The following is a 16845-nucleotide window of genomic DNA, read 5'->3' on the forward strand; positions in this document are numbered from 1 at the left end:
AAATTACATATCCTCTTCGTCTAGCCCTGAAGCTGCACCAATAAATGCTTTGAATAGACCTTCTGGTTTTGTTGGTCTTGATAAGAACTCTGGGTGATATTGAACTGCAATATGGAACTTATTGCTTGGAACTTCAATAATTTCAACCAAATGGTTATCGGGAGAAACACCTGAGAATACTAATCCTAAATCTTCGAATTGTTTACGATATGAGTTGTTGAATTCATATCTATGTCTGTGTCTTTCTTGAATTACTGATTGATCATCATAAGCAGCAGCTGTCTTTGATCCTGGTTTCAACTTACATGGATATGCACCTAAACGAAGTGTACCACCACGATCTTCAACATCCTTCTTATCTGCCATGATATCGATAACTTTGTTTTCTGCATCAGGATCAACTTCACCAGTTGTAGCATCCTTGATACCGGCAACGTTTCTGGCAAACTCAATACTTGCCATTTGCATACCTAAACAAATACCGAAGTATGGAACATCATGTTCACGTGCATACTTGATTGTTGTGATCATGCCTTCAAGCCCACGGCTACCAAAACCACCAGGAACTAGGATACCATCAGCATCACCCAGCATCTCCTCAACATTATCTTCAGTAATCAGATCCGCAGAGATCTTCTTTAACTCGATATCTGTATTATAAACATAACCAGCCGAGTGAAGTGCTTCTGTAACAGAAATATAAGCATCTTGTAACTTTGTATACTTACCAACAAGTGTGATCTTTGTTGTGTGCTTCAAATTATGCACACGATCAACTAGCTTGTTCCAGTCTGTCATATCAGCTTCTGGAGTTTCAAGATGTAAGTAGCGACATACGATATCATCAAAACTTTGTGCCTGTAGATTCAATGGAATGTCATATAGTGAACTAGCATCACGTGATTCGATAACAGCTTCTGAATCAACATCACAGAATGATGCAATCTTGTCTTTCATATTTTGTGGCATAGGTTTTTCGGTACGAACAACCAAGATATTAGGTTGAATACCAATTCCACGTAATTCTTTAACACTGTGTTGTGTTGGCTTTGTCTTCATTTCGCCAGCAGCCTTCAAGTAAGGTACTAGTGAAGTATGGATATAGACAACATTTTCTGAACCAACTTCAGACTTCATTTGACGAAGTGCTTCCAGATATGGAAGTGATTCGATATCACCAACTGTACCACCGACTTCTGTGATAATAACGTCAGAATCAGTTGTTGTAGCAGCGCGCATTATTTTTTGCTTAATCATATCTGTAATATGTGGAATAACTTGTACTGTTGCTCCGTTGTAATCACCACGACGTTCGCGACGAATTACTTCTGAGTAAATCTTACCTGTTGTAACGTTTGAATACTTGTTCAAATCGTTATCAATAAATCTTTCATAGTGTCCTAAGTCAAGGTCAGTTTCTGTACCATCATTGGTAACGTAAACCTCACCGTGTTGATATGGACTCATGGTTCCTGGATCCACATTAATATAAGGGTCGAATTTTTGCATTGTTACCTTTAGCCCACGGTTCTTTAGTAATCTACCAAGGGATGCCGCAACAATACCCTTACCAAGAGATGAAACAACTCCACCTGTAATAAAAATATACTTAGTCATAGCTTTCCTCCACATATTCTTTCTAGGGAATTCCTACTCAACCAAAAATAAAAAAGTCCCCTATTCTACTGAACAGGGAACTTGTAATTAGACAATCTAATAGAGCCCAAACAATATAATACTGTTATCTATCCAAATCGTCAAACTTTAAATTCACAAATTTAAATATCGTCGTCTTCATCATCGTCTGAGTCGTCTTCATCATCTTCGTCACTAAGGTCGATGTCAGCGTCCTTATCGTCTTCGTCATCAGTGTCAAATTCTGATAGTTGACCTTCGATACCATCTTCTAAACCAGTATCTTGTTCGTCATCACTATCGTCATCTACTGCAAGATCTGAATTCGTAAACTTAGAAAGATCTGGACCATTACTTGATGAACCATCACTCTCGTCATCGTCGTCATCCATATCATTTACATCTAAGTCAGCGTCATCATCGTAATCGACAACATCATCATCTTCAGCATCATCACTCATGAAGGCATTAACCTTTTGGGCTGCCTTATGTGTATTTTCAGTACCGTTATCTTCTGGATGGTTAACTTCTTCATCAACAGAATCAAATGGATACCATTTGCGCAATCCCCAAACGTTCTCACCAAGTGAAAGAAAACTTCCGTCATTATTTAAATCTGTATAAAATTGAGGAAGTGAGTCCTTAACATCATCATCTGATCTACCTAAGTAGTCCTGAATCTTATTAACAATGTCAGAAAAGTTCATTGCCTCTTTCTTGCTTGTATCAAGAATTTCGTAAGCAACCTCAATTAGAGAAAGCTCATCTTTGTTTTGGTTCTTGAATTTTTCAAATTCCAAACGGGTACACGTCCTTTCGCAGCGTCTTATTTATAATGATAGATTGTCAAGCACTAAAAATCAATCGAAACTTGTAATTACCTACTATATTATTGTCATAAATCAAATCATAATCAATATTTATTTTGCCAGATAGCGGTTGATCAACGATTTCGACTACAGAATCTTTTGTAAAAGTATTTAAAGGCATAACGCCATACTCTGTTTCCAGATGTCCACTGTTGTGATTTTTATGAGTGAAATACAATAGAGATGCCAAGTTTGTTGACTTAGCAACACGTTTGACGTGAATTTCTCCACTATCCATGATCTTAACTAAGATTGATGCTTTATCATTATTTTCTAGACTCTCATTAAATCTCAAGTACATTGATTTACCAATTTTGGTAAACTTACCAGGTTCGGCAATCTTTGTATGAGTCAGTTCTCCAGATTGGAGAGTTTCCATATTTAGTTCTACATTTACATTCACACTGTTATTTTCCAATATACGACGCCTCTACATGCTAAAATTAGAATAACAATTAATTTTAAAGAAGTGATTAACTAAATGAATAAATCATTAGACAATACAATTCTATTATACAATCAAGAAATAATTAATGACGAAGATATGCTCGTACCATTCGCTGATACTGGAGCAATCCTAAAATTCGTCTCTGAAAATTCCATCCCTGTGGCCCACTTTTGGACCACACCACCCACTGTTATCCTAGGTCTTCAAGACCAACGACTCAAGAATATCGCGGGAGGAATGCGGCGATTAGAAGAAAAAAACTATATCTATTATGTTAGAAACTCCGGTGGTCTCGGAGTCGTCACAGATTCAGGAATTCTCAATTTTACATTATTTTTACCAAATAAAAACAATATCACAATTGACCAAGCATATGAACAGATGCATCAAATTATGCAAAAAAGTTTTTCTGACCAAATTGAAACTGGCGAAATAACTCGTTCATATTGTCCCGGTACCTATGACCTGAGTATCCACGGTAAAAAAATTGCTGGAATATCTCAGCGTCGTGCTGGCGATGCAGTCGCCATTATGGCCTATATCAGTGTAACAGGTGACCAGAAGAAACGCTCGCAATTAATGAAAGATTTTTATGAAATTAGTAATTATCCAAAACACGAAAATATTGAATACCCTAACATCGACGTCCACTGTATGAGTAACCTAGATGAAATACTCACTGATACTTTGACGATCGACATCGCCAAGCAAAGAATTCTTGCCGAATTAACCACAAACGGCTATCAAATAGATCGAGGTAACTTTAATATTGTCAGAGAATCCTTACCTTATAAAGATGCTTATAACCAAACAATGAATGATCTTATTTACAAAAACAAAAAACTACTATTGGGGGAAGAATAATGACTTATAATCTCGAAATGTTGCCCAGAGAAAAAGTTTTCCGTGATCCGATCCACAATTATATTCATGTTCAACATCGAGTGATTCTCGATTTGATCAATACCAAAGAATTCCAAAGATTGCGCCGTGTTAAACAATTAGGAACTGCCTCATTTACTTTCCAAGGCGCTGAACATTCTCGCTTTACTCACTGCATGGGTGTCTACGAAATAACCCGTCAGATATGCGATAACTTCCAACGAAACTATCCAACCAAAACTCCTGGTGACGGCTTGTGGGATGATAATGAACGAATTGTCGCTCTATGTGCCGCATTGTTGCACGATGTTGGTCACGGTCCGTACTCGCACACCTTTGAACACATCTTCAATACTGACCACGAAGCCTGGACACGTGAAATAATCACATCCCCAGAAACCGAGATCAATCAAGTATTACGCAAAGTATCCGCCGATTTCCCTGAGAAAGTTGCCGGCGTCATTGCCCATACATACGAAAATCCTCAAGTTGTTCAAATGATTTCTAGTCAAATCGATGCTGACCGCATGGACTATTTATTGCGTGATGCCTACTTCACTGGTACCAAGTACGGTATGTTTGATTTAACCAGAATCTTAAGAGTTATGCGTCCTTACAAAGGCGGCATTGCCTTCGATAATGATGGCATGCACGCCGTTGAAGATTACGTACTCTCGAGATTCCAAATGTATCAACAAGTCTATTTCCATCCCGTATCACGTGGTATGGAAGTTGTCCTAACAAAACTATTACAGCGTGCTAAGGACCTATACGAACACAATCATATGAACGACTTTGAAATGCCGAGTTTGTTGATCCCATTCTTTGAAAATCACGTTGATATCAATGACTACTTGTTACTAGACGACGGAGTTTTGAACACTTACTTTACCTTATGGCAAGACTATCCTGACGAAATTCTCAAGGATCTGGCTTATCGATTCTTGAATCGCAAGCCATTCAAATCGGCAGAATACAATCAAGTAACCGAAAAAATGTTACCGGAACTCGCCGATATCGTTGAGAGTGCTGGCTTCGACAAAAAATACTATACGGCTATCAATACTAGCTATGACTTACCATACGATACGTACAGTCCCAATAGTAATAAGAGTCGTACCCAAATCGAAATCATGAATGATGACGGGTCATTGATTGAACTTTCGACTATCAGTAACTTAGTCAACGCCTTGACTGGCAAGATATCTGGCGACGAACGTTTCTACTTTCCTAAGTCAATGTTGATTGAACATCCGAGTGATATTTTCAGCGACGCCTATGTTAAATTCCAAAGCCATATCCATAATGATTCACTCATCTAAGTTTTTTCCATCGTTCCAAGGTGAAACGCTTCCAGTTTGTTACTTAATTTACTAAAATATAAGCAAATGAACTTTTTTTAGGAGGAACACTCAATGAAAGAATTCTCAGAAAAAACTAGAACTGATAACTTGCAAGCTATGCAAGACGATGAACTTGATCTTTTGGTTATCGGTGGTGGTATTACCGGATCAGGTATCGCCCTTGATGCACAAACTCGTGGTTTGAAGACCGGTCTAGTTGAAATGCGTGATTTTGCTTCGGGAACATCCAGTCGTTCAACTAAGTTAGTCCATGGTGGCCTGCGTTACTTGAAACAAGCCGCTATCAATGAAGTTCACGAGGTTGGTAGTGAACGTGCCATTGTCTATAACAATGGTCCACAGATTACTACCCCTTTGAAGATGATGCTACCATTTTATGATGGTGGAACTTTTGGTCCTTTCAGTACTGCTATTGGACTTGATGTTTACGATCGTTTAGCACAAGTTAAGCCTTCTGAACGTAAGTACATGCTTGATCCACAAAAAACCATTGACCGTGAACCATTCATCAAGAGTGAAAATCTCAAAGGTTCAGGTGTCTACGTTGAATATCGAACTGACGATGCCCGCTTAACATTGGAAGTAGTAAAAAAAGCTAATGAACTCGGCGCTTTGATTGCTAACTACACCAAAGTCACTGGACTGTTATATAATGCCGAAAACAAAGTCTGTGGCGTAATCTTTAAAGATATGGTCACCGGTAAAACTGGTGAGATCCATGCCAGAAAAGTTGTTAATTCATGCGGTCCCTGGGTCGATGAAATTAGAGATATGGACGGATCTAACGAAGGCAAACACTTGCACTTAACAAAGGGCGTTCACTTAGTTATCGATCATGAAAATTTCCCTATCTCTAACTCCATTTACTTCGATACACCTTTCCACGATGGCCGAATGATGTTCGCCATACCTCGTGAAGGAAAAACTTATATTGGAACAACTGACACAACTTGGACTGATGATCCCAAAGAACCAAATATCACTGTCAAAGACGTAACTTATATCTTAGCTGCTGCTAATCAAATGTTCGACTTGCCAGAACAACTAACTCCAGATGATGTTGAATCTGGTTGGTCTGGTGTTCGTCCATTGATTCAAGAAGAAGGTAAATCACCTTCAGAAATTTCTCGTAAAGACGAAATCTTCAAGTCAGACTCAGGCTTGCTTTCGATTGCTGGAGGTAAATTAACTGGTTATCGTAAGATGGCTGAAAAAATCGTCGATGAAGTTGCCTTCGAGTTATACACTGAAACCGACTACGAATATCAATCAGCAGAAACTGAGAACCTCACTCTATCCGGTGGTGATGTTGGCGGAGATGAAGGCTGGCGTAACTATTTCGATGAAATGGCTGAACAAGGTATCGTTAACTTTGACTTGGACCGTGAAGATGCTGAAAAACTAGTTCAAAGATACGGTTCAAATGTAACTGACATCTACGACCTGTTACCTGATGAAGAAACTAAAGATAATCTTCCGCGTGTCGACTGGGCCATGCTACAATATGGGTTGCAGGCAGAAATGGTTGAACATCCAATCGATTATCTACTCCGTCGTAGCAGTCAAATGTTATTCGATATCAATCACATGAAAGATATTGAAAATGCCGTAATCGACTATATGACCAAGTTCTACAATTGGGATGAAGATACAAAGCAAGCGATGACTGATGAGGTCAACGAAAAACTTAAATTAACTGATTTGAGCGATATTAAAGATGCTTATCACGAACATATCGCAAAAGAAATTTAATTACTCAAAAGCCTGTCTAATTAGACAGGCTTTTTATTTTAGGGGGAAATATCTTGGCAACCACAATCACGGACAATGCACTCAAGGACAAAAAGTTTAACTCAGACAAAGCACTAAGTTTCGGTTTCAAAGAAACCGCACCTGATCAGTATAACTTTCAAACTACTATTCTCGATAACCAATTCAATTTGGCGATTGAGCTTAATTCCAACGGAGACCTGACCACCGAATTACTCGATAATAATGGCGAAATATATAGTCTCCATTTAGATCCACAAGCAAACGGCACCTTCGTCAATGAGGTCAGAACCGCCTATCTTGAGGTCATCTACAATATCTCGTCAGAATGTTTCGACTCCGACGTTTTCAAAACACAACAAGTCAAAGACATCACCAAATATATCAAACAAAAATATAACAGTGACCTAGAATTCTTGTGGAGAAAATTCCCCAAGAACGCCATCTGGCGCAGACCTGACAACAATAAGTGGTTCTGCCTAACGATTGGTATTAATGGCGATAAAATTGGTTTAGAATCCGATGCCGACATTGAAATCATCGACCTTAGAATTGATACTGACGACTTAAACCAAGTCATTGATAACAAAGTATTCTTCCCTAGTTATCACATGAACAAAAAACACTGGTACACAGTCTACCTTGACGGGAGTCTTTCGAATGCAGAATTATTCAAACGAATTGATGACAGCTATGACCTCGCTAAAAAATAATTAATTTATTGTCACACACTTCCGAATTTATAGTAAAGTAGTCAGTATATTCAAAACTGTAAAGGAGAGCAACTTAATGTTTAAAGAATTTCAAGAGTTTATCTCTCGTGGTAGTGTTGTCGACTTGGCCGTTGGTGTTATCGTTGGTGCCGCCTTTAATAATTTGGTATCAGCGTTGACTACTTACATCATCAACCCATTACTAGGTATTTTAATTGGTCAGATCAACTTGTCCGAAATGAAGTTCGTCGTACTTGGAGCCAGTTTCCAAATTGGTGACTTCGTCAATGCCTTGATCAACTTCTTGATCATCATGTTCGTTATCTTCACCATTGTTAAATTAATGAATAAGATGCGTCGTGACGGTTCTAAGAGTAAATTCGACGAGAGTGTCGAAGAACTTGACCCACAACTTGAATACTTGCAACAAATTCGTGATTTGCTAAGATATCAACAATTACGTGACCAAGAAAAAAATAAAAGAAGATAAAAAAGAGCCGATGAAAAAATCATCGGCTTTTTGAGTACAATTTTATTTAAGTGGCGTAACGACTTTCAAATCAAGTGCTTGAATAAAACCACTATCTCCATCAACCACCATTGGAATAACGTTGACACTTGGTGCAGCACTAGTTACATAACTCTCATCAAGTGGCATCATACCATCGATACTAATATCCAAGGTCTTAGGAATACCTTCAATGTGGATCTTATTATCAATTGCCGGAACCTTAGCCACATCATCACAGATTTTATGAACATAGACCAAACTTACTTTTTCTTCACCATTGACCATTCCAGTCATAGTAAACCTATGTCCACTGATAGTACCTTTTTTAACTGTCCCAAATGTGGGATGCAAATCTTCAGGCGCAGTGAAGCATTCATGTTCAATCTTCATATCATCGAACTTGAATCCTAATCTTTCACCCATTTCGTAGACGCCCGATACATAATACGAAGCAATGCCCATCTTAAGTCTATCTTGTGGGAAACTATCTGGGTCCATTCCGTATCCAAATACTTTTACCCAACTAGAATAATTGTGTTGATCATCTTCACCAGATTGAACCACGATCTTATCCACTCTGCCCATTAAACCAGCCATTACAGTTGGAATGTACGAAGCATATGCACCTGGCAATAATCCTGTAGGTAAATATGAAACCCCATTTTCCTTCGCAGCATCGTTAATCATATTATACAGATCCGGAGTTGTTACTTGTGAATAATAAATTGGCAATGTTGTAATGACATTCTTTTTTTCCTTCAGAACACGGCAGATATCCACAGCACTTGGTGTAAAACCACCCTTTTCGTCACGAACCAGCGGCGTGTAATCAAGAACAACATCTGCATCGATCTTTAGAGCATCGTCAATATTATCCAAAACCGTAATACCAGTCTTAGGAAAACCAAATATCTCACCAGAATCCTTGCCGACCTTCTTAGGATCAACATCAACCGCACCCACTAATTCCAATGACTCTTTGTCTTGAATCATTCTGACAGCTGCACGTCCAACGTTTCCTAGACCCCAAACGATTACCTTATATTTCTTCATCAAATCACCCCATTACTTGTATTTTTCATGCTCAGCATATCACAAAGTAACGAGTGTTTATAGTTGTATAGACAAAATAGTAATTAAAACATACCTAGTAGTTTCCACCAGCCAATTCCTATAATCATGAAGATCAAGAATTCAGTTAGAGAAACAATAAAACCGACTCTCCACCATTCTTTCTGAGTTACATACCCCGTCGCAAAATAAATTGAGGCGGTTCCTGTTCCATAGTGAGTTGTACTTGGTGAAATACAAGTTAACATTGCAAACATCATGATGACCATTGTTGGATTAGCACCCAAACTAACTAAGACCGTTGCGAATGGAATATAAAGTGCCTGCATATGTACCAAAACACTGGTAAAGAAATAATGAATATATAAATATACTAATGCCAAAATAATAAATGCTAATGTCAGGCTCATTCCTTTGACACTATCCGCCATAATATTCTTGAACCATTCAATGACGCCTGTCTGTGCCAAATATGGTGTGATTGCCATCAATGGTGGTAACCATAAGAAAATATTCCAAACTTTTTTCTCAGTTAAAATATCCTCCAAGCCGATAATGCCTGTCACAATTAAAATTGCTAATCCCAACAAGGCAATACTTGTGTTATCCAATTTTGTAAACTGCGTTGTCGACCAAAGTACGATCATCAGAATAAACACGGCGACCATAATACTTTCTTTGAGCGAAATTTTTCCCATCTTATCTAATTCCTTCTTCGCAAAACTTTGCGCATTGGGAATTTTTTTTAATTCCGGCTTGTGAATAAAATAAATCACCAGTGGAACAATAATCAACGCCAGAATACTCGGAACTGAAGCGTACTTGAACCAGTCAAACCATGATATTGAAATATGAAAAACACTCTTCCCCATACTGATTGCCAGCGGATTAGTTGCCATCGCTGTCAAAAAGAGTGAACCAGCAATCAAGTTCTGATGAAAGCTAGTTAATAGCAAATACGAACCAATCTTATTCTGAGTTCCATCGTCTGGCTCTGAACCAAGCGACTTTGATAATGACATCGTGATCGGATACAACACTCCCGCTCCACGGGCGTTAGTATTCGGTACAAATGGCGCCATGATCACATCACAGATCGTCAATACATATGACAACGCTAATGATGAATGACCGAATCGATAGATCAAATAATAAGCGATTCGAAAGCCCAATCTAGTTGTACGAAAACCGATTGCCACAAAAAAGGCGAACATGATCAGCCAGACTGCACTATTACCAAAACCGGCATAAACTAATTCTGCCGGCATCGCCTGTGAAATAGTTAGCGTCGCCATCATAATGATTGATAGTATCGCCAATGGTGCAATATTCAGTAGACACCCCAAAATAAAACCCACAAAAATTGCAAAAGTATGCCATCCTGCTGCCTTAACACCAACTGGAACTGGTAAAAACCAAATCACAGCGACTGCTAAGACAATCAGAATCGAATAAACTATTTTTTTATTACGTCCTTGCATTGTTTCTCCCCTTAATTAATTTCTTTTATTGTATCAAAAAAGAGGATGACAAAAATATAAAATTCAGTATATAAAATTATAATTAATTTATATATTTAAAAGAGCATATCCGCATGTCCACTGACAACGATGAAACTCAAACAGATAACCGCTGTAATTCCTATAGCAAATCCAACCGTTATCAAATCCGACTTGTAAGTTTTGATATTGCGACTATATCGATCATTTTTTAAACAAAACATTAGAATAACTACAATCATTGTAAAAGTCCAAAACATTGGAATCATCGTCAACACCACCAGTAAAAGTACTTTTTGTTTACAAAAAATACTACTTTGAAACAAGTTAATCAAAGCATCGACTCAGAATAGACTGATTGGAAATAAAAAAGACGAAACTCCAAATGAGTTTCGTCCTAACAATTATTATTTATTACGTTTGAAACGTGTATCGAACAATGGACTAACTGGTTCATTATCATGGATACGACGAATTGCGTCTCCGATAAGTGGTCCAACTGAAACTTGGATCATACGGTCGATGATTTTGTCTTTAGGAAGATTGATTGAATCTGTAACGATCAACTTCTTGATTGGTGAAGCTTCAATTCTTTCAATTGCTGGGCCTGAAAGGATTGGATGTGTACAACATGCATAAACTTCAGTAGCACCGGCATCGATCAATGCTTGTGATGCCAACGTAATTGTACCCGCAGTATCGATCATATCATCGATGATAATTGCACGTTTGCCTTTGACATTACCAATGATGTTCATAACTTCAGCAACATTAGCACGAGGTCTACGTTTATCAATGATAGCAATCGGTGTCTTCAAGAATTCAGCAAGTTTTCTGGCACGAGTAACACCACCATGGTCAGGTGAAACAACCACAGCATCTTCTTCAAGATGATTTGTTAAGAAGTAATCAGCAAGAAGTGGAGCACCCATCAAGTGATCGACAGGAATATCGAAGAAACCTTGGATTTGTGCAGCATGTAAATCAAGTGCAAGTACACGGTCAACACCGGCACGTTGCAACATGTTAGCAACTAGTTTAGCAGTGATAGGTTCACGTGAACGTGACTTTCTATCTTGTCTAGCATAGCCATAGTAAGGAATAACTACGTTGATCAAGTGTGCTGAAGCACGCTTCAAAGCATCGACCATGATCAATAATTCCATCAAGTTATCGTTAACTGGAGCTGAAGTTGATTGAATCAAGAAAACTTCGGCACCACGAATACTCTCTTCAATGTTGATTTGGATTTCACCGTCACTGAAACGTGTAACTGATGATTTTCCTAGCGGAATTCCTACTTCTTTGGCGATTTTTTCTGCCAAAGGCTTGTTTGAGTTCAACGCAAAAATCTTCATTGGTCGTTCGTTATTTTGATATGACATTAATTTCCACCTTTATTTCCAATCTTCACTTTTTGATAATGGTAATTTGTTCCAAAAATCTTCTTTGTTAGTTTGTCTCTCTCTAGCAATCGCCATAGCGTGCTTAGGAATATCTTTGGTAATCGTTGAACCAGCAGCGATGAAAGAATGATCTGCCATATCCACCGGAGCGATGATGTTTGAATTACTTCCGATGAATGTGCAGTCACCAATATTACTGTGCCACTTTTTAACACCGTCGTAATTGACAAAGACTACACCGCAGCCAACGTTGATATCAGTTCCAAGAGTTGCATCACCAACATATGTTAAGTGACCCACCTTAGTACGATCGCCAATTGTCGCATTCTTGATTTCACAGAAATTACCGACGTGAACTTCCTTGCCGATCTCCGCCTTGGGACGCAAGTGTGAATTAGGACCCAAGTCACTGCCTTCATGCATAATTGCACTTTCAACCGTTGAACTGATGATCTTAACATTGTTATCAATTGTAGCATCTTCAAGTCTTGAACCTGAACCAATCAAACAATCAGAACCGATAGTTGTCTTACCAAAAATCTTGGTATTTGGTTCGATAACAGTATCACTGCCAATTTTAACATCGACATCAATATATGTGTTGTCAGGATCGATAATCGTCACACCGTCACGCATGTGCGCTTCATTGATACGTGTTTGCATCAACTTTTCAGCGTGTGATAGAGCAACTCGATCATTAACACCCATTGATTCAGATAAATCAGCCATTTGATATGCAGCAACCTTCTTACCTTGATCCTTGAACATAGAAATTAAATCTGGTAAGTAATACTCACCTTGTGCGTTGTCATTCTTGACATTGTGCAAATTGTTAAATAACAATTCGTTATCGAAACAAAATACACCAGTGTTGATTTCTTGAATCTTCTTTTCAGTTTCTGAAGCATCTTTTTGTTCGACGATCTTCACAACATCACCATCAGCATCACGAACCATACGGCCATATCCGAACGGATTGTCTGCATGAGCTGTCAAAATAGTAACGGCAGCATTTTGTTCTTCATGATAAGCAAATAGTTTTTCGAAAGTTTCAGCAGTAAATAATGGACAGTCACCATTGATAATCAGTGTTGTTCCTGCTTTACCAGCCAAAACATCTTCAGTTTGTAATACAGCATGGGCAGTACCCAGTTGTTCTTTTTGCAAGGCGTACTTAGTACGATCTCCTAGAAGATCACGAACTTTTTCAGCACCACTGCCGATAACAGTTTCAACGATAGTAGGATTAACTTTTTCTACTTGAGTCAAAACATGATCGACCATAGCTCTACCAGCTACAGGATGCAATACTTTGTACAATTTTGATTTCATTCTTGTGCCCTTGCCGGCAGCGAGAATTATTACATAACGATTCGACATTGGAAACTCCCTTTCAGTCACTCAAATATCCTTATATATAATAGCATTATTCACATACTCTACTCAATTATGTTTTTACTCAAAATAACTGAAATCTGTTTTTGCTAAATAATCGCCGGATTCCATCTTGAGAATACGATTGACTGTATCTATTTCTTTGACCTTAAAAATCGAAGTTACCTTATTGTCTCTGAATTCAGACTTCACGTTAATGTTCTCTGCGAAGACAGTTGCTCCAGCAAAAATCGCATTGAATTCAGAAATAAGGCTGCGCATACCGTTGATAGTCCCACCGCCCTTCATGAAGTCATCGACTACTAAGACACGTGACCCCTCTGGCAAACTACGTTTGGATAACTCCATTTTTTCGATTCGATCTGATGAACCGGAGGCGTAATTAACACTGATAGTTGAACCCTCAGTTATCTTTGAATCACGTCGAACAATCACAAATGGGATGTTCAAAAAACTGGCGACACTTTGGGCAATTGGAATCCCCTTAGTGGCAACGGTCATGACCACGTCAATTGAACTTTGTGAATATTGCGTTGCAATCATTCTTCCAATCGTTCTCAAAACTTCTGGATCAGCTAACAAATCCGTGAGATACAAATAACCACCGGGCAGAATTCTGTCAGGTTCTTCTAATCTCTTAGTAGTCGTAGTTACAAAATCTGTGGCTTCCTTCTTGGAAATACCGGGTGTGAAAATAACCCCTCCACCAGCACCGGGCAACGTCTCCAAGGCACCAATGCCGCGAATCATAAATGTGCGTCTTAAAATACCTAGATCCTCAGAAATCGATGACTTAGCTGATTCGAATCTGTCAGCGAAAAAAGCCAAAGAAATCAGAGTGTGTGGTCTCTCCAGCAAATAACGAGTCATGTCGATTAATCGTTCGCTTCTTCGTGTTTTCATATATCTCTCTCCTAAAAAACCTGTCTCAATTAAAATTATAAAGTAAATTACATAACAATCAATTCATTTTCCACTAACTTGTTAAGATTTTCAAGTCTTTTTGCTCAAATGGACATGAAAAAAGCCCTGATATTTAATCAGAACCATTTTGAGTCGTTATTTTAATGTTACTGCACTTGCTGGAATCCATTCGTCTGTTGCCACACGATACATCAATTCACCATTGATCGTGGCTGACTTGTCAGTAACGAATTCCGAACCAACCTTCAAGCCTCGATTGCCAGTCTTACCCTGACTGTTGTACAACACAGAACTCTCATTGATCTTCAATGTTCCACTAACTGAAGCATATTTGACCACATCACTGTCACGAACCCATTCATGAGTCGCTACCCTGTGGTATTTTTCACCTTGGAACAAGGCATATCTGTCCGTTGACCAATTACTAGTTGCCTTCAACGCACGATTCTTCTCCACACCACTGTTACGGAATTTCACGATTTCCTTGTAATCCCCACCGTGAGTTTGCTTAATTGAACTATTGTATTGGAAAATTTTCACATCAGTTGCTTTAACCCATTCGTTGTCACCAATTCCATAATACTTTGTGTCACCAACCGTATTTTCTTGTTTTGTGACGAAATCAGTTGTTTCTTTTGTAAGAGATTTATTCCCAATACTCTTACCATTTTCATCATAAATTGGAAGTGACTTTTCATCTGTCATGATGTTAGTTGGATCGATAACTTGGATGTTTGAATCATCTGAACCGTTATTTCCGCCACCCCCATTACCTCCACCAGAATTTTCATCTGGATTTTTCCCAACTACGACCGTGATTGGAAAATCATGACCATCTATCGAATATGTTACTTGGAACTCCTCACCCTCTTTTTCAGTATTTTCGTCATTCCAATCAGTAGTTATTCTACTTTCATATTCATTTTTGTCTATAATTTCCCCATATTTATCAGTTACACTCTCAATCAAACTATACGGATCCCATTTTGAATTAAATTCCACTTCAACACTATTATCTTGTGCATTGTCTTTAAAATTAATCTTAGGATCTTGTACTGTGAAACTATATGGCTGATTTATAGTAACGCTTTGGTCTCCGCTCAAAATCAGATTGTTAATATTAAACATATGTTGGAAAGATACTTCTATTTTTCCTGAGTAATCACCAGACGAAAAGGGTTGGTATTCACTATTCGCCATTAAATCAGAAATAGTTAGTATGCGATTCCCCATAAACTTACTTTGTACTTCTTTTCCATTCAACTTTACAGTAAATTTACCAGTCAGACCACCAATTAACGAATTTTCACCAATATAATGATTCAAATCAATAGATATTGAATCATTATTGGGTATTACATTTTCTTCGTTAATGGTCACTTTAGAATCATAAAAAATCTTTTCTAAAGATTTCATCTTAGATAATTCATCAAAATTAGTAATTGAATTTCCAGTAGCAAACAAAGTTTTAACATTTTTAGCATATTCTAGTCCCTTTAAACTTTTAATGTTAAAACCCTTCAAATCTAATATTCCACTAAGATTACCAAGATCTTCCTGTGTAAAATCTTCATTCCCCAGTTTCCCACCAATAACTCCCCGCAAATTACCATCTGGCATCCATGCAGATTGTGAGGCCATAACTGTCTGAACCTGACTCAAATTAGAGATCACCGGCATATTCACCACCGTCGATGTCAATAACATCCCTGCAGACAACCCTGTAGCCACCAAAATTATTTTTTTCTTACTCATAACATTCACTTCCTTTTTTGTGATTTTTTTAACGTAATATCATTGTATATAGTTACCTGTTGCCCTGTCACGTTTAAACACAACTAAAATACAAAAAAATTTATAATAGTGTGTGAAAAGCCCATCAAATAGGCGTTTCAGCACTACTCATCTATCACTACGAAACACACATCTCACCACTAAGTCTCGCAACTTTGTCATTTTGAAACACAAAACAGCACAAAAAAATAGGATTGCCTTCTCTCGGCAATCCTATTTTTTAGTATCTATTATTCAGCGTCAGCAACCTCTGCATCGGCGCTTGAATCTGCTTCTGTTTCTTCACTGTCGAATGTAATATCGATAGATTTTGTTAGTAGATCAGCATAACTATATGAAACTCTTTCAAAAGAATTTTCATTTTGATCCAAATCAACTACAAAAACTGAATGGAATGTTTCTGCTAAAGTTCCGCGACGGCGGATAACTTTTTTACGACCTGCTTGTGCTACAACCGTTAAGTTCTCGCCTAAATGAGCATCTAGACGACTCTTAATTGATTTCAATGACGTTGGCATATTATATATCACTCCTTAGGAGTGCAATTTTACCACGGTTTCATGA

General features: G+C 38.1%; 16 protein-coding genes. 5 read left to right on the plus strand and 11 right to left on the minus strand.

Annotation, left to right across the window (positions count from 1 at the left end):
• Positions 1-3 precede the first annotated feature (3 nt).
• The 3 genes from EKM68_RS01930 to EKM68_RS01940 form a co-directional block, all read right to left on the minus strand.
• The gene (locus EKM68_RS01930) at positions 4-1617 is read right to left on the minus strand and encodes a CTP synthase (RefSeq protein ID WP_125587972.1); all 1614 of its coding nucleotides are present in this window, start codon (positions 1615-1617) and stop codon (positions 4-6) included.
• Positions 1618-1778: 161 nt separating this feature from the next.
• On the minus strand, positions 1779-2435 hold the full coding sequence (gene rpoE, locus EKM68_RS01935) for a DNA-directed RNA polymerase subunit delta (RefSeq protein ID WP_125587973.1): 657 nt from the start codon (positions 2433-2435) through the stop codon (positions 1779-1781).
• A gap of 46 nt (positions 2436-2481) precedes the next feature.
• Entirely contained in the window at positions 2482-2922 is a 441-nt protein-coding gene (locus EKM68_RS01940) for a DUF1934 domain-containing protein (RefSeq protein ID WP_125587974.1), read from the minus strand.
• A 63-nt stretch (positions 2923-2985) separates the two neighbouring features.
• On the opposite strand from EKM68_RS01940, the gene EKM68_RS01945 reads away from it, so the two are divergent.
• The 5 genes from EKM68_RS01945 to mscL all read left to right on the plus strand — a co-directional run bounded on the left by EKM68_RS01945 (position 2986) and on the right by mscL (position 8171).
• Positions 2986-3816, plus strand: a complete 831-nt coding sequence (locus EKM68_RS01945) for a lipoate--protein ligase family protein (RefSeq protein ID WP_125587975.1) — start codon at positions 2986-2988, stop codon at positions 3814-3816.
• The gene (locus tag EKM68_RS01950) at positions 3816-5156 is read left to right on the plus strand and encodes an HD domain-containing protein (protein ID WP_125587976.1); all 1341 of its coding nucleotides are present in this window, start codon (positions 3816-3818) and stop codon (positions 5154-5156) included. Before EKM68_RS01945 ends, EKM68_RS01950 begins: the two co-directional genes overlap by 1 nt.
• 93 nt (positions 5157-5249) lie before the next feature.
• The gene (locus tag EKM68_RS01955) at positions 5250-6950 is read left to right on the plus strand and encodes a glycerol-3-phosphate dehydrogenase/oxidase (protein ID WP_125587977.1); all 1701 of its coding nucleotides are present in this window, start codon (positions 5250-5252) and stop codon (positions 6948-6950) included.
• A 53-nt stretch (positions 6951-7003) separates the two neighbouring features.
• On the plus strand, positions 7004-7681 hold the full coding sequence (locus EKM68_RS01960; protein WP_164509328.1) for an MmcQ/YjbR family DNA-binding protein: 678 nt from the start codon (positions 7004-7006) through the stop codon (positions 7679-7681).
• A gap of 76 nt (positions 7682-7757) precedes the next feature.
• The gene (gene mscL / locus EKM68_RS01965; protein ID WP_125587979.1) at positions 7758-8171 is read left to right on the plus strand and encodes a large conductance mechanosensitive channel protein MscL; all 414 of its coding nucleotides are present in this window, start codon (positions 7758-7760) and stop codon (positions 8169-8171) included.
• A 42-nt stretch (positions 8172-8213) separates the two neighbouring features.
• On the opposite strand, the gene EKM68_RS01970 is transcribed toward mscL, so the two are convergent.
• From EKM68_RS01970 to EKM68_RS02005, 8 genes are all read right to left on the minus strand, one after another.
• Positions 8214-9245 carry a hypothetical protein gene (locus tag EKM68_RS01970; protein WP_125587980.1) on the minus strand — a complete coding sequence of 344 codons (1032 nt, stop codon included), beginning with the start codon at positions 9243-9245 and terminating at the stop codon, positions 8214-8216.
• An 83-nt stretch (positions 9246-9328) separates the two neighbouring features.
• Complete coding sequence (locus EKM68_RS01975; protein ID WP_125587981.1) at positions 9329-10744, minus strand: DASS family sodium-coupled anion symporter; 1416 nt, start codon at positions 10742-10744, stop codon at positions 9329-9331.
• A gap of 95 nt (positions 10745-10839) precedes the next feature.
• Positions 10840-11031 carry a hypothetical protein gene (locus tag EKM68_RS01980; RefSeq protein ID WP_125587982.1) on the minus strand — a complete coding sequence of 64 codons (192 nt, stop codon included), beginning with the start codon at positions 11029-11031 and terminating at the stop codon, positions 10840-10842.
• Positions 11032-11169: 138 nt separating this feature from the next.
• A complete protein-coding gene (locus EKM68_RS01985; RefSeq protein ID WP_125587983.1) occupies positions 11170-12147 on the minus strand; it encodes a ribose-phosphate diphosphokinase in 978 nt (325 codons plus the stop codon).
• Positions 12148-12159: 12 nt separating this feature from the next.
• A complete protein-coding gene (gene glmU / locus EKM68_RS01990; protein WP_125587984.1) occupies positions 12160-13548 on the minus strand; it encodes a bifunctional UDP-N-acetylglucosamine diphosphorylase/glucosamine-1-phosphate N-acetyltransferase GlmU in 1389 nt (462 codons plus the stop codon).
• Positions 13549-13623: 75 nt separating this feature from the next.
• Positions 13624-14466: a pur operon repressor gene (gene purR, locus EKM68_RS01995; RefSeq protein WP_125587985.1), complete on the minus strand. Its 843-nt coding sequence runs from the start codon at positions 14464-14466 to the stop codon at positions 13624-13626.
• Between the two features lie 156 nt (positions 14467-14622).
• Complete coding sequence (locus tag EKM68_RS02000) at positions 14623-16242, minus strand: SLAP domain-containing protein (protein ID WP_125587986.1); 1620 nt, start codon at positions 16240-16242, stop codon at positions 14623-14625.
• 269 nt (positions 16243-16511) lie between these two features.
• A complete protein-coding gene (locus EKM68_RS02005; RefSeq protein ID WP_025024823.1) occupies positions 16512-16799 on the minus strand; it encodes a Veg family protein in 288 nt (95 codons plus the stop codon).
• Positions 16800-16845: the final 46 nt, after the last annotated feature.

Source organism: Companilactobacillus jidongensis (assembly GCF_003946575.1).
In the GTDB taxonomy this organism is placed as follows: domain Bacteria; phylum Bacillota; class Bacilli; order Lactobacillales; family Lactobacillaceae; genus Companilactobacillus; species Companilactobacillus jidongensis.